Source organism: Jeotgalibacillus sp. JSM ZJ347 (assembly GCF_044383825.1).
In the GTDB taxonomy this organism is placed as follows: domain Bacteria; phylum Bacillota; class Bacilli; order Bacillales; family Jeotgalibacillaceae; genus Jeotgalibacillus.
Genome location: NZ_JBISEN010000001.1, coordinates 436,114 through 449,842, shown reverse-complemented (window position 1 = coordinate 449,842; position 13,729 = coordinate 436,114). Strand labels below are relative to the sequence as shown.

18 protein-coding genes are annotated in these 13,729 nt (G+C 41.0%); 1 reads left to right on the top strand and 17 read right to left on the bottom strand.

What is annotated here, in order from left to right:
• Window positions 1–48 precede the first annotated feature (48 nt).
• From ACH6CZ_RS02290 to ACH6CZ_RS02230, 13 genes are all read right to left on the bottom strand, one after another.
• A complete protein-coding gene (locus ACH6CZ_RS02290; RefSeq protein WP_374095806.1) occupies window positions 49–1,503 on the bottom strand; it encodes a spore germination protein in 1,455 nt (484 codons plus the stop codon).
• A gap of 5 nt (window positions 1,504–1,508) precedes the next feature.
• Entirely contained in the window at window positions 1,509–1,934 is a 426-nt protein-coding gene (locus ACH6CZ_RS02285) for a stage V sporulation protein AB (RefSeq protein WP_374096499.1), read from the bottom strand.
• A gap of 2 nt (window positions 1,935–1,936) precedes the next feature.
• Window positions 1,937–2,494, bottom strand: a complete 558-nt coding sequence (locus ACH6CZ_RS02280; RefSeq protein ID WP_374095805.1) for a stage V sporulation protein AA — start codon at window positions 2,492–2,494, stop codon at window positions 1,937–1,939.
• Window positions 2,495–2,507: 13 nt separating this feature from the next.
• Window positions 2,508–3,251 carry an RNA polymerase sporulation sigma factor SigF gene (gene sigF, locus ACH6CZ_RS02275; protein WP_374095804.1) on the bottom strand — a complete coding sequence of 248 codons (744 nt, stop codon included), beginning with the start codon at window positions 3,249–3,251 and terminating at the stop codon, window positions 2,508–2,510.
• A gap of 12 nt (window positions 3,252–3,263) precedes the next feature.
• Window positions 3,264–3,704 (bottom strand): anti-sigma F factor, encoded by a 441-nt coding sequence (spoIIAB, locus tag ACH6CZ_RS02270; protein WP_374095803.1) that lies wholly within the window; start codon window positions 3,702–3,704, stop codon window positions 3,264–3,266.
• A complete protein-coding gene (spoIIAA, locus tag ACH6CZ_RS02265; protein ID WP_374096498.1) occupies window positions 3,701–4,054 on the bottom strand; it encodes an anti-sigma F factor antagonist in 354 nt (117 codons plus the stop codon). The genes spoIIAB and spoIIAA overlap by 4 nt, the downstream gene beginning before the upstream one ends.
• Before the next feature lie 114 nt (window positions 4,055–4,168).
• Window positions 4,169–5,266 carry a D-alanyl-D-alanine carboxypeptidase family protein gene (locus ACH6CZ_RS02260; RefSeq protein WP_374095802.1) on the bottom strand — a complete coding sequence of 366 codons (1,098 nt, stop codon included), beginning with the start codon at window positions 5,264–5,266 and terminating at the stop codon, window positions 4,169–4,171.
• Between the two features lie 141 nt (window positions 5,267–5,407).
• On the bottom strand, window positions 5,408–6,715 hold the full coding sequence (locus ACH6CZ_RS02255; protein WP_374095801.1) for a pyrimidine-nucleoside phosphorylase: 1,308 nt from the start codon (window positions 6,713–6,715) through the stop codon (window positions 5,408–5,410).
• Between the two features lie 227 nt (window positions 6,716–6,942).
• Window positions 6,943–8,130, bottom strand: a complete 1,188-nt coding sequence (gene deoB, locus ACH6CZ_RS02250) for a phosphopentomutase (RefSeq protein ID WP_374095800.1) — start codon at window positions 8,128–8,130, stop codon at window positions 6,943–6,945.
• Window positions 8,131–8,228: 98 nt separating this feature from the next.
• The gene (gene xerD, locus ACH6CZ_RS02245) at window positions 8,229–9,110 is read right to left on the bottom strand and encodes a site-specific tyrosine recombinase XerD (protein WP_374095799.1); all 882 of its coding nucleotides are present in this window, start codon (window positions 9,108–9,110) and stop codon (window positions 8,229–8,231) included.
• 118 nt (window positions 9,111–9,228) lie between these two features.
• Complete coding sequence (fur, locus tag ACH6CZ_RS02240; RefSeq protein WP_322421062.1) at window positions 9,229–9,666, bottom strand: ferric iron uptake transcriptional regulator; 438 nt, start codon at window positions 9,664–9,666, stop codon at window positions 9,229–9,231.
• 110 nt (window positions 9,667–9,776) lie between these two features.
• The gene (locus tag ACH6CZ_RS02235) at window positions 9,777–10,367 is read right to left on the bottom strand and encodes a stage II sporulation protein M (RefSeq protein ID WP_374095798.1); all 591 of its coding nucleotides are present in this window, start codon (window positions 10,365–10,367) and stop codon (window positions 9,777–9,779) included.
• 46 nt (window positions 10,368–10,413) lie between these two features.
• Window positions 10,414–10,968, bottom strand: coding sequence for an NUDIX domain-containing protein (locus ACH6CZ_RS02230; protein ID WP_374095797.1), 555 nt, complete (start codon window positions 10,966–10,968; stop codon window positions 10,414–10,416).
• Window positions 10,969–11,083: 115 nt separating this feature from the next.
• On the opposite strand from ACH6CZ_RS02230, the gene ACH6CZ_RS02225 reads away from it, so the two are divergent.
• Window positions 11,084–11,995 carry an aldo/keto reductase gene (locus tag ACH6CZ_RS02225; protein ID WP_374095796.1) on the top strand — a complete coding sequence of 304 codons (912 nt, stop codon included), beginning with the start codon at window positions 11,084–11,086 and terminating at the stop codon, window positions 11,993–11,995.
• 25 nt (window positions 11,996–12,020) lie between these two features.
• On the opposite strand, the gene ACH6CZ_RS02220 is transcribed toward ACH6CZ_RS02225, so the two are convergent.
• Genes ACH6CZ_RS02220 through ACH6CZ_RS02205 form a run of 4 tightly spaced genes read right to left on the bottom strand, consistent with a single transcriptional unit; the run spans window position 12,021 to window position 13,620 of the window.
• A complete protein-coding gene (locus tag ACH6CZ_RS02220; RefSeq protein ID WP_374096497.1) occupies window positions 12,021–12,095 on the bottom strand; it encodes a DUF3886 domain-containing protein in 75 nt (24 codons plus the stop codon).
• Window positions 12,059–12,241 carry a DUF3886 domain-containing protein gene (locus tag ACH6CZ_RS02215; RefSeq protein ID WP_374095795.1) on the bottom strand — a complete coding sequence of 61 codons (183 nt, stop codon included), beginning with the start codon at window positions 12,239–12,241 and terminating at the stop codon, window positions 12,059–12,061. Before ACH6CZ_RS02215 ends, ACH6CZ_RS02220 begins: the two co-directional genes overlap by 37 nt.
• A gap of 16 nt (window positions 12,242–12,257) precedes the next feature.
• On the bottom strand, window positions 12,258–12,920 hold the full coding sequence (locus ACH6CZ_RS02210; protein ID WP_374095794.1) for a CoA transferase subunit B: 663 nt from the start codon (window positions 12,918–12,920) through the stop codon (window positions 12,258–12,260).
• On the bottom strand, window positions 12,913–13,620 hold the full coding sequence (locus tag ACH6CZ_RS02205; protein ID WP_374095793.1) for a CoA transferase subunit A: 708 nt from the start codon (window positions 13,618–13,620) through the stop codon (window positions 12,913–12,915). The genes ACH6CZ_RS02210 and ACH6CZ_RS02205 overlap by 8 nt, the downstream gene beginning before the upstream one ends.
• Window positions 13,621–13,729 lie beyond the last annotated feature (109 nt).

Here is a 13,729-nt window from a genome sequence, read left to right as displayed (position 1 = left end):
AATAGATAGTAAGTACATTACCACAGTAAAGCATTTTTATGCAATGTATTAATGAGAGCGCTTTTGTCTGATGCGGTCTTCGGCTTTTACTACCATCGGTCTGAGGACAGCACCGGTCACCGGAACTCGGGTCAGTACCTGCATAAGTGCAAGCGGTCTGAATGGGATCAGCGGCCATAGATAAGGCACTGTGAATACGCGCATCCCTGCTAGAAATACGATGAGTAAAGTGATCCCTATAATGAATCCGGTCGAGTGAAAAATTGCCACTGACACAATCAGAAATATACGCGCGAATTTATTGGCAATGCCAAGTTCATAGCTTGGTGTTGCAAACGTTCCAATCGATGCAACTGCCACATATAAAATGACTTCCGGTACAAATAAACCGACATCAATTGCAATTTGTCCGATTAATACAGCAGCAATTAAGCCCATCGCAGTAGATAATGGGGTTGGCGTGTGTATCGCAGCCATTCTTAAAAATTCAATCCCTATATCAGCGATCAGCAATTGTAAGATCAGTGGCACAGCCGCTTCTTCCTTCACACCGATAAAAGATAAAGATTCCGGTTTTAAGGCAGGATCAATTGCAAGCAGATACCACAGCGGAAGCAGAATAACAGAAGCAGCTATCCCAAATAATCTGATAAGCCTCAGCATTGTGCCTGAGGCAGGAGACTGTCTGTATTCTTCAGCATGCTGAACGTGATGAAAATAGGTTGAAGGTGCAATAATAACACTTGGAGAAGTGTCAATATAGATACATATGTGCCCTTCTAGGAGATGCTCCGCTGCGATATCTGCTCTTTCAGTAAATCTGACTAACGGATATGGATTAAATCCCTGCTTTACAATATACTCTTCTAATGATTTATCAGTCATAATCAGACCATCAGTATGAATCTGATTAATTTCTTTTTTAATGATTTCAACCAGCGATGGATTAACAACCCCCTCAATATAACCAATTGCTACATCCATCTTTGATCTTTCGCCCAGCTCAAGCATTTCAAACCTGATTCCCTTATCCCTGATTCTTCTGCGGGTAAGCGCTGTATTCACAATGATATTTTCTACAAACCCGTCTCTAGATCCCCTCACAACTTTCTCTGTATCGGGCTCTTCAGGCTGACGCCCCGGATAACTTCTGACATCTATCAGGAAACATTCATCATGACCGTCAATTTTCAGGGCGATTAACCCTGAAAAAACCTGTCTGATTAATTCATCTTCTGAATCTGTCATTTCAACGGAATGATGGATAATTCTCTGGTCTACAAGATCTTTAAAGTTTTTTCGCCTGTCAGCCATGTGAAGTGCGCTTAGTTCATCAAGTATTTTCATGATAAACCTTGTTTCACATAATCCATTCACTGCATAAATGCTGATGGAGTGATCACCAAAATCTATTTTCCGGACGATAAAATCAAAGCTTAATCCTAAACCGGCTTCTTTCAGTCGGCTGTCTAATTCCCGATTTTTTTTAGGGAGTTTATTCATTCTATTCAACCCTTCCATACCGGTAAAAAGATCAGCCAGTAAAAAAGTGAACCGGCTACCTTCCCCGCAATAATTGCTGTAATGATCAGTTCAAGACTTCCTGTAATTCTGAGCCTTCTGGTAATCAGTGGAATCACATTTAACACTTCTGTTAAAGCGGCTGCCATCATGCCGATAAATACACCTGACAGCAGTCCTAAAAGTGGCACAATAAAAGCCAGATTGAAATGAACAGGCAGATACATCGCAACTGTTCCTGAGAGTGTGCCAAGGATCATTGACCATTCAATGCTCCTAAGCTTTGACTGCTGAGAAGTCATGATAATGACTCTAGGAAGAACACCAAGTACTGAAATAAATGCTACAAAGCCGCCGCCAACCGCGAAGCCGGCTGCAATACCGGTAAATGCAGCAACGATATCTGTGAACATATTCACTTTTTCTGATCAGTCGTGGTGACATAATCCTCTACTGATTTTTCATATTTGTATATCTCTATATCCAGCGGACTCGGTTCATCATTAAACTGCTTCTTTAATAACCGGTTAAAGAACAATAGCATCCCAAGCCCTATGCCCGCTGAATAAGGGATATGAAACCAGTTTGGATGAGCGCCTCCGAGCATATTTACGATCACCAGCTGCGTTTCTGCCATACTGACGTCTTCATGAAAATACATAATCGTTAAGGCTGAACCTGTAAATAACAACAGCCATACAAGGCACAGCAGTAATGATGAAGAGCGTGTTGACTCAAGGCGTTCTACCACCGTATAAGTGCTTCCTGTAACAGTGAAATCTGTATTTGTGAACAGGCGATAAATATCGGTACTTGAGACAATTGAATATCTCCCATCAATTTCTTCAAGTACCGTTTGTCTGTATAGTTCACTTTTCAGGTCTGATGGTGCCCAGATCTCTGCAATGTCACCGAGCAGTACCGGTCCGCCGGCGAGCGAAACTTTTGGTTTCATCTCAATATAAGTCTTCACACTCTTCACCTCCCTACACTTTCTGCTCTTCTTCAAGCCACTCTTTAATCGCAGACAATACTTTCTTTTCAATCCGTGAAACCTGCACCTGGGAAATGCCAAGCTCTTTAGCCACTTCTGACTGTGTCCAATCTTTAAAATATCTGTAAAAAATAATCATTCTGTCTCTATGATCGAGTGTCATCAGTGCTTCTTTCAGAGCAATATGGTTAAACCACTGATCATCTTCTCCAGCGAGCTGATCTAAAAGCGTAATCGGATCACCTTCGCTTTCATATACTGTTTCATGAATGGATGAAGGGGCTTTTGATGCCTCCTGGGCAAGGATAATGTCATCTATCGGCACCTCAAGATAGGCAGCTATTTCTGATATTGACGGGACTTTATTCAGAACTGCCGATAAATGCTCTCTGGCTTTTCTGACCTTATATCCAAGCTCTTTTATCGATCTGCTTACCTTAACTGTCCCGTCATCTCTTAAAAACCGCTGAATTTCTCCAATGATCATCGGTACAGCATACGTAGAAAATTTTACATTGTATGACAGGTCAAATTTATCCACTGCTTTTAACAGTCCGATTGCCCCGATCTGAAATAAATCATCGAGTTCATAACCACGGTGCTGAAATCGCTGGACAACTGACCATACAAGCCTGACATTTTGTTCAACCATTTTATCTCTCGCCTGCTGATCACCATTCTGACTTTGCCGTATCCATTCACGAACCTCTTCATGATTAATTGAATTTACACTCATCAGGGAAACCCTCTACATACAATTGGCTTTAACAGCAGACAGCTGCTTCACCATTTTCACGATCGTCCCCTGATTCTGCGTAGAATTCACTTCGACCTGATCCATAAAGTGTTCCATAATCGTAAAGCCCATACCTGACCTTTCCATATCCGGTCTTGATGTATAAAGCGGTTGCATCGCCTGATTAACTTCACTTATGCCTCGCCCATGGTCTTCTATCTCAATTGTCAGCATCCGGTTATCCATTGATAATCTCATGGTGACCTCATGAAAACCTTCCTCGTTATAGCCGTGAATGATTGCATTCGTCACTGCCTCGGAAACAACCGTTTTAATATCACTCAATTCTCCAAGTGTCGGATCATACGGCGCAACAAAAGATGCAGCAATCATCCTTGCAAGTGCTTCATTTTCGCTTACAGATAAAAAATGACAGGTCAGATGATTTTTCATTGGACAGCCTCCAATCTTGTCAGTGCTCTCTCCTCTGAAATTTCCACCATCAGAATCTTATACATACCTGACATTTCAAATAGTCTTTTCACTGCAGGTGTTGCAGCACATAAGACCATATTCCCTCCGATTTTCTGAAGATACTTATAGCGGCCAAGTATCAGTCCAAGACCGGAGCTGTCCATGAATTCAAGGTTTTTCAGATTTAAAATAATGTGTCTGATTGAATCGCTTTCCATTAAATCGGCAAGTTCTTTGCGAATAGGCCCAACTTCGTGATGATCAAGCTCCCCACTCATTCTAAGCAGTAGTACACTTCCTTTGACTTCAGCTTCAACTGTGCATGCCATACCTACTCCTCCTTCTTCAGCTGACGATTTACAGCTGTAATCCGGTTTATTCACGATTGAATCCTGCTAATCCTGCAAGGTGACAATACTAGAAAAAAGAAGTAGCATTTCGACTTAATTTGCAAAAAATGATTTCTTCCACGTTCTCGTAAATAATTCTGACCAGGTTGCTCTATTTGTGTCTTTTTTTAAGACGAGCAGTCCTTTTGACACTTCCATGTCGCCTTTATAGACATGCACTTCCCCTACAACGTCGCCTTTTTGAATTGGTGCTTTCAAATGCTTCTTAATAGATACTTTTCTAATATATTCAGCATGTTCATTCTTTTTTTCGATTACTTTTAACGACTGGCTTAATTCAGCATGTACCTTTTCAGGTGTCCCTTTATCTACTGAGACTTCAGCCAGTATGTCACCCTTCTTATTAAAGGTTTCAGATACATAATTTGCAAAACCGAAATTCAACATTTCTGCTGACAGCTGATTTCTCTCTTTAGAAGATTCTGCTCCAAAAATAACGCTGACAAGACGCATCTCTCCTCTTTTTGCAGTTGCAGTCAGACAATACTTCGCTTCACTTGTGTATCCTGTTTTTAGACCGTCAGCACCCGGATATGATTTAATCATTTTATTTGTATTTACCAGCCAGAAAGGATCTGTATCCTGTCTCAAATAATCATCATAACTTCCTGTGAACGCTGTAATTTCTTCATACTTAAGTAATTCTTTGGCGAGCATGGCCATGTCAAAAGCTGAACTGACGTGACCGCTTTCCGAAAGACCGGTCACATTTTTGAATTGAGTATTTTTAAGTCCGAGTCGATCTATTTTTTCATTCAGCTTTTTCACAAAAGCCTCTTCAGACCCTGAAATATGTTCAGCCATTGCCACTGAAGCATCATTTGCTGAGGCAATTGAAATGGCTTTAACCATTTCTTTTACAGTCATTTTTTCGCCCTGCTTCAGATAAACTTGTGAGCCACCCATCCCTGCAGCCTCACTGCTTGTTGTCACTTCATCTTCCCAGGATAGCCTGCCCTGATCAATTTCTTCCATGATCAGCAGCAATGTACCGATTTTTGTCATTGATGCAGGGGGCAGCTCTTCATTGCTTTTTTGTTCAAAGAGCACCATCCCTGAATCAGCGTCTACTAATATTGCTGACTTTACGTTGTCTATATTCAGTTCAGCTGCACTTGATTGTGAAACCATACAAAAAAACAAACTCAAACAGCACAGAAATAACAGATTCTTCAACTCACACACGCCCTTTAAAGGTTTTTATTATAATTGCTGATTCCTGCTATTTTTATACATAAAAAAAACCGCAGCTGAGCGCTGCGGCGATTACAATTATTCTCCAGTTACCTGGTCTACGATCAGCGCAGGTGCATGACCCTCTGCTGAGATTTCGATACTTTCATACAGTTTAGCTTTAACTTTTTCAATTTCGGTTAAATCATTTGCGTAAATTGTCACAAGGGATTCTCCCTCTTTGACCTCATCTCCCACTTTCTTTTGAAGAAGAAGCCCTACTGCAAGATCGATTTCGCTTTCTTTTGTCGCTCTCCCCGCTCCAAGCCACATTGCTGCAGTTCCGACATTGTCAGCGATAATACGGCTGACTTTTCCACCTGATTGTGCAGGAAGCTCTATTTTGTGTTCAGCCTGAGGCAGTCTTGAAGGATCATCGACTACTGATGCATCTCCTCCCTGACCGGATAAGAAAGCTTTAAAACGATTCAATGCTTCTCCGCTTTCGATTGCTTCTTCAAGCATCTTTCTTGCTTCTTCATGCGTTTCTGCTTTTTTAGATAATACGACCATATGGCTTCCAAGAACCAGACAAAGCTCAGTAAGGTCTTCAGGACCCTCACCTTTTAGCGTATCAATAGCTTCTTTTACTTCAAGTGCATTACCAATTGCAAAACCAAGCGGCTGACTCATATCAGAAATGACAGCCATTGTCTGGCGTCCAACATTGTTTCCGATCTTAACCATTGCTTCTGCAAGCTCACGCGCCTGTGCCTCATCTTTCATGAATGCGCCTGCGCCGGTCTTTACATCAAGTACAATTGCATCTGCACCGGCAGCAATTTTTTTACTCATGATAGATGATGCGATCAGCGGAATGCTGTTCACCGTTGCAGTCACGTCACGAAGTGCGTACAGCTTTTTGTCAGCAGGTGTCAGATTCCCACTTTGACCGATGACTGCTAGCTTTTCTTCATTGACAAGTCTTGTGAACTCATCACTCGTTAATTCAACGTGAAAGCCAGGTACTGCTTCAAGCTTATCGATCGTACCACCAGTATGTCCCAGACCGCGGCCGCTCATTTTAGCAACCGGTACACCTGCAGCTGCAACGAGTGGTCCAAGAATTAATGTCGTTGTATCACCAACACCACCAGTTGAATGCTTGTCTACTTTAATTCCTTCGATGGCTGATAAATCGATCTGATCTCCTGATTCGACCATTGCCATTGTCAGATCAGCACGTTCAGACTGTGACATGCCTTCAAAGTAAATCGCCATTAATAAAGCGCTTACCTGATAATCTGGGATTGTTTCATTTGTGTAGCCTTCGATGACGAATTTAATTTCTTCTGTCGTGAGTTCTTCACCGTTTCTTTTCTTTTCAATTACATCTACCATTCTCATTATATGATGCCTCTTTTCAATTTATTGTATTAAGTCTTTACTAATCGTTCCGCTTCGCTTCAGGCGGACGCTTTCCGGACGGAAGTTGCTGAGCCTCCTCGGCTTCGCCTGTGGGGTCTCAGCTTCCCTCTTGACGTCCCGGAGTCGCCGCCTTACGCTCCGCTGCACTTAATTTTCAACAAAACTCAATAATTTAAAAGTTTTATCTTTGTTATAAGAGTACAGATTTATTTCAGCAGGTTCTTTAAAAAGCTTTTTCCAAACTCAGGCGCTTTTACGTTGAAGTTTTCTGCAACAGTTGCTCCGATGTCAGCAAATGTTTCGCGTAAAGGAATTTCTCCGCCTTCTTCAATAGATGGTGAATAAACCAAAAGCGGAACATATTCACGTGTGTGATCTGTACCGTGGTGAATTGGATCATTACCGTGATCAGCTGTAATAATGAGCAGGTCATCATCTGTCATTTTTTCGAACACTTCAGTTAATCTCTGATCATATTCTTCAAGCGCTTTTCCATATCCTTCAGGGTCGCGTCTGTGTCCAAACAGCGCATCAAAATCAACAAGGTTCAAAAAACTTAATCCTGTGAAGTCCTTATCAAATGTCTGGATGAATTTATCCATTCCATCCATATTATCTGATGTGCGGATTGATTCAGTCACACCTTCACCATTATAAATATCAGAAATTTTTCCAATCGCAATGACATCATATTTTTCATCTTTCAGTTCATTCATTACTGTCCGGCTAAATGGAGTCAGTGCATAATCATGCCTGTTAGATGTACGCTTGAATGCACCCGGTTCACCGACAAACGGTCTTGCAATGATACGGCCAACCAGATATTTTTCATCAAGCGTCAGCTCTCTTGCAATTTCACAGATTTTATATTGCTCTTCTATCGGAATAATGTCTTCATGCGCAGCGATTTGTAATACAGGATCTGCAGAGGTATACACAATCAATGCGCCTGTTTTCATATGCTCTTCGCCCAGTTCATCTAAAATCGCTGTACCACTGGCAGGTTTATTACCAATCACTTTTCTACCCGTTTTTTCCTCCAGTGCCTGGATCAGCTCTTCAGGAAAACCTTCAGGATATACTTTAAAAGGCGTATCGATATTAAGCCCCATGATCTCCCAGTGGCCTGTCATTGTATCTTTACCTACTGAGGCTTCCTGCATTTTAGTGAATTTCGCGAGCGGCTTTTCAGCAGCTTCAATTCCTTTAATTGGTTCAATGTTAGAAAGACCGAGCTTAGCCATATTCGGCATGTTCAGTCCACCCATATGATCTGCTATATGTCCAAGTGTGTGAGCACCCTTGTCATTAAAAGCCTCAGCATCCGGTGCTTCTCCGATTCCTACAGAATCCATTACAACGAGATGAATACGTTTAAAGTTTTTATCACTCATTACATCTTCCTCCTTAGTTAACTGTTCTTATTGTACCTATTCTGCATTTACTCTTACAAGAGATACGTCTGAAGTCTGACAACTTATTTTTCCGAGAATTAAGCTCTCGGATGAAACTGTGAATAAACTTCTCTGATTCTTTTTGTAGAAACATGTGTATAGATTTGTGTAGTGGAAATATCTGCATGTCCAAGCATTTCCTGAACAGCTCTCAGATCTGCACCGTTTTCCAACAGATGAGTGGCAAAAGAATGTCTGAGTGTATGTGGTGTCAGCTCTTTTTCTATTCTAGCTCTATCTGCAAGGGCTTTTAATATCTTCCAAAACCCCTGCCTGCTGAGACGTCGTCCGTGATGATTTAAAAATAAAGCATGTTCGCCTGCTTTGCGTCCGGTATTTTGTCTCAGGTATTGGGAAATCACCTCTGAAGCGGTGCGGCCAATTGGAATAATTCTTTCTTTATTTCCCTTTCCTCTGCACTTAATAAACCCCATATCCAGGTTAATGTCATCAGTATTTAAGTTGATACATTCACTAACGCGCATACCTGTGCCATAAAGTACTTCAAGCATTGCTTTATCTCTTAATCCACTTTTCTTTGTAAGATCCGGACTTTCTAAAAGTGCTTCAATTTCTTCAACATTCAATACTTTAGGCAGCTTTTTCTCAGATTTTGGGGTGGTGAGATGTTCAGTCGGGTCTTGTGCACATATCCTGCTCCTCATTAAATAATGATGGAATGATCTGATTGACGAAGTATGTCTTGCAATCGTCTTAGCAGATTTCCCCTGTTGTTTTAAATGCTGAAAAAACTGCATAATATGAAGCCTTTGCACCTCACATACCTGATTGATTGTCTCCACTTTTGTTAAGTAATCAATATAGCTTTTCAGGTCTCTCTCATATGACTGTATTGTGTTCTTAGAGAGACCTTTTTCTACGATCATATACTGTATAAAATCCTGTAATTGATCTTTCATTCTCTCACCCCGTTTCTCATTATATTTTAATGTTTCCATTACAGAAAGTCATCTGTTGTAAAAGATGATTAACATTTTTTAAAAATAAAAAACCATGCACAGCTGCATGGTTTGGACTCTATTCCTGGCATCTATGGCATATACCATGAAATGTCAGGCGATGATCTTTGATTTTAAAATTCCAGTCGCGTTCAACGATTTCTTCTACGTCTTCAAGTAAGTCATCCTGGATTTCATCAACGGCTCCACATTCCAGACAAATTAAATGGTGGTGGAAATGTGCCGCTCCCTCTTTTCTCAAGTCGTATCTTGAGACGCCGTCTCCAAAATTAATTTTATCAACTACTTTTAATTCTGAAAGAAGTTCCAGTGTGCGGTAAACAGTCGCCAGCCCTATTTCAGGTGCTTTATCTTTAACTAATAGATAGACATCTTCTGCGCTGAGGTGATCAGCTTCGTTTTCAAGTAGTACCCTGACTGTTGCTTCGCGCTGAGGGGTTAATTTATAGCTTGCTGAATGAAGCTGTTTTTTGATACGGTCAATTCTGTTCTCCACGATTACCCCTCCCTCACAATATCATCAATATTATAACAAAAGGATCGTGGTTTGCAAACAATAATCATTATTAATTAACACCTAAAGTCATTATTAAAAAATAACTATTATTAAGTAATAAATACTTTAACCAAGAAACCTGGAACGTAATATTCTATTACACCTGCTGCACCTGCGACTGCAAGCGCAGCACCGAGTAAAATCAGATAAGCAGCACCCATATTGCGAACGGTGTAAATAAACGGCTGCCTTGCACCTATCCCCTTCCAGATCTGACCAGCGAGTATGAGAGATTCGGCACCTAATATAATGTATACAAACATCATCAGCAGGTTATGCGGCAACAGGACAACTGTAGCTTCCGCGAGTCCTGATAGTCCATTTTCATACAACATCATACCCGCTGCAAAACCGAAAAGACAGCCTTTCATATAAATTAAAAACCAGGCTACGGGTAACCCTGCCAAAGTAAAACCGGATGTCCATATAAATAATAATAGAAGTAAATCTATCACCATTGCACTGAAGATCTGTCCATTGCCGCCAAAATGAATATCCGGCATGATATGAAGAGGCGCATAAATATTAACGAGAAGTGCTCCTGCAGCTGTTCCGCAGGCAAGTAAAATTAAAATAAAAATATAATACGCCATGTGGTTTGACAGGTAGTGCAAAATGTTGCTGCTTATATTGGGTTTCATGCGGATCCTCCTCCCTGCACAACCATTCTATGCAGGAAGCCCGCTACTATGTAAGATTTCTTAACTGCTCGATTCTGAGATACTGTACAGCATACGCTGTTTTAGCATCATAAATCCGCTGATTTAATACCATTTCTTCGGCTTCTTCAAGTGTGACTTCCATTAATTCAACAAATTCATCATCATCTGTGCCTTCAGAATCCTCAATTTTATAAAGACCTTCTGCAATATAAACATGCACTAATTCATCAGCAAAGCCTGGAGAGGTATAAAAAGAAATTAAATGAGTTAATTCTTTGCAGCCGTACCCTGTTTCTTCTTCAAGTTCTCTTTCTGCTGTTACTTCCGGCAACTCACCTGGCTCCAGCTTACCTGCAGGAATTTCTACAATCGACCTTTCAAGCGCTTTACGGTATTGTTCGACCATCACCAGCTTACCCTCATCTATTTTTGCAATGACGCAGACTGCTCCAGGGTGTTTAATGATCTCTCTTCTTGAAGTTTTGCCGTTTGGCAGTTCAACATCGTCAACCTGTAGGCTGATAATTTTCCCTTTAAACAATTCATTTGATGTAATTGTTTTTTCCTCAAATTTTTTCATTCTGACCACTCCTTTGTATGTGTATTGTATCAATGTTTTTACCTGTTTGCTTCACACATTGTTTGAACGCGGTTTAATTAGAGAATATGATGATTAAAGAGAGGAGAATGTCTATATGGAAAAGAGAAGAATTGGTGTTTCACCACTTGAAAGCTCACTGCTTGGATTAGGCTGTATGTCTTTAGGAACAGATCAGAAAAAAGCTGAAGATATTATCAGAACCGCTTATGATCAGGGGATCAATTATTTTGATACAGCTGACCTGTATGATTACGGAACAAATGAAGAAATTGTAGGGAAAGCATTAAAGCCGATCAGAAATGATGTGCTCATTGCAACCAAAGTTGGTAACCGCGCCAAAGACGATTTAAGCGGCTGGTATTGGGACCCGTCAAAATCCTACATAAAGGAGCAGGTCAAAAACAGCTTAAAAAGGCTTCAAACAGACTATATTGATCTCTATCAGCTCCACGGCGGAACACTGGACGATCCGATCGATGAAACAATTGAAGCTTTTGAAGACCTTAAAAGGGAAGGTTTGATCAGGGCTTACGGTTTTTCATCCATCCGACCCAATGTCATACGTGAATACGCACCAAGGTCCTCTGCTGACTCAAATATGATGCAGTACAGCCTGCTTGACCGTAGACCGGAAGAACAAGCTTTCAATGTGTTAAAAGAAAATGATGTGTCTGTTATCACAAGAGGTCCTCTTGCAAAAGGTCTGCTCTCAGCGAAATTTAAGGAAAAATTAGCAGATAAAGATTCCTATGTGCATTATTCCCATCAGGAACTTGAAGAATTGCTGCCGAAGCTTCAAGATCTATTTAAAGGACGTTCTTTAACAGAAATCGCGCTATTATTTAACGCCGCCCACACTGAGGTATCAACAATCATCGCAGGCGCAAGCACGCCGGATCAGGTGTCTGAAAACGTTAAGGCGATAAATGAAAATCCTTTATCCAGAGAAGAAATTGAAGTGTTAAAATCCCTGACAAAAGCAGATGGTTATACAGAACACAGATAAAAATTAAAACTGAGGGAAGCTCCCCTCAGTTTTTGTATTTTGTCCAGTCAAGATCACTTTCATTCAGTAATTCTTCAAAGGACTTATTTTTTTCGCGCAGCTTTCTTCTTCCTTTTTTGCCCGCGCTTCTTTTTTATTTCTTTCTTCAGTTTCTGCGGCACTCTTTTTGAGCATTTTTAACTTTTCGAGTGTCTGATTATTTAGCGCGTCTTTTAGCACTGCGTCTTTTTCCTGTCTTTTTTTCAACTTGATCCCTCCCAGCTTAGAAGGCGTCCATTTTTACATGTTCAGCAATATGAAGCTTCGGTTCTGTGGTCCTGATGATCTCATCAACAGTATAGCCTTTTGCTACTTCGGTCAGCTGAAGACCGGATGGCGTGACTTCAATCACGGCACGCTCTGTAATAATCCGGTCCACTACTCCTTTCCCTGTTAAAGGCAAAGAACATTCTTTTAATATTTTCGGGCTGCCGCTTCTATTGACATGTTCCATGATAATAATGATTTTTCTCGCACCGTGTACAAGGTCCATCGCGCCTCCCATACCTTTAATCATTTTACCGGGGATCATCCAATTTGCCAAATCACCTTTTTCTGATACTTCCATACCACCAAGGATCGCGACGTCAACATGTCCTCCCCTGATCATGCCAAATGACTCCGCACTGTCAAAAAATGCAGCACCTTTAATGGCAGTTACGGTTTCCTTCCCTGCATTGATCAGATCCGGATCCAATTCACTTTCTTCCGGATATTTCCCGATTCCTAAAAGACCGTTCTCAGATTGTAATATGACTTCTTTTCCATCTGATATATGATTAGCCACCAATGTAGGCATACCAATGCCCAGATTGACATAATCACCATTAGTAATTTCTTTCTCTGCTCTTTTTGCGATGGTTTCTCTGACCTTTTGTTTATCCATTTAACTGACCCCCGGCACTCACTGTTTTTCTTTCAATCCTTTTTTCCTGCTCAGCCTGCAATAATCCCTGTACATATATACTTGGCGTATGGATATGATCAGGGTCCAGGTTACCAGTTTCAACAAGCTCTTCAACTTCTGCAATCGTTACTTTGCCTGCTGCAGCAATCATCGGATTAAAATTCCTGGCTGTTTTTCTATACACGAGATTGCCCATTTTATCGCCTCTCCAGGCTCTGACAATACTGATATCTGCTTTTAATGCGTGTTCTAAGACATATTCTTTTCCTTCAAATGTACGAATCTCTTTCCCTTCTGCCACACTGGTTCCCACGCCAGCCGGTGTAAAAAATGCAGGGATTCCCGCTCCTCCTGCTCTGATTCTTTCTGCTAACGTCCCCTGTGGCACCAGTTCTACTTCAAGTTCCCCGGAAAGGACCTGTCTTTCAAACTCTTTGTTTTCCCCTACATAGGAGCCGATCATTTTTTTAATCTGATGATTGTGCAGTAAAAGTCCCAGCCCCCAGTCATCAATCCCGCAGTTATTGGAAATGACTGTGAGATTTTTCACACCGCTGTCTCTGATTGCAAGGATCAGTCTTTCAGGAATACCGCATAAACCAAACCCTCCTGCCATCAGTGTATCTCCATCTTTTAAAGCCAAGACGGCTTCTGTTGCTGACTGATAAATCTTCTTCATTTTCAATACCCCTTTCATCACTTAAAATCGTGATATAGTACTTCTTCTGTGTAAGCGTTTTAATTCCTTCTTTTTTACATTCTTTTTTTCTGCTAAAGTTGAATTATGA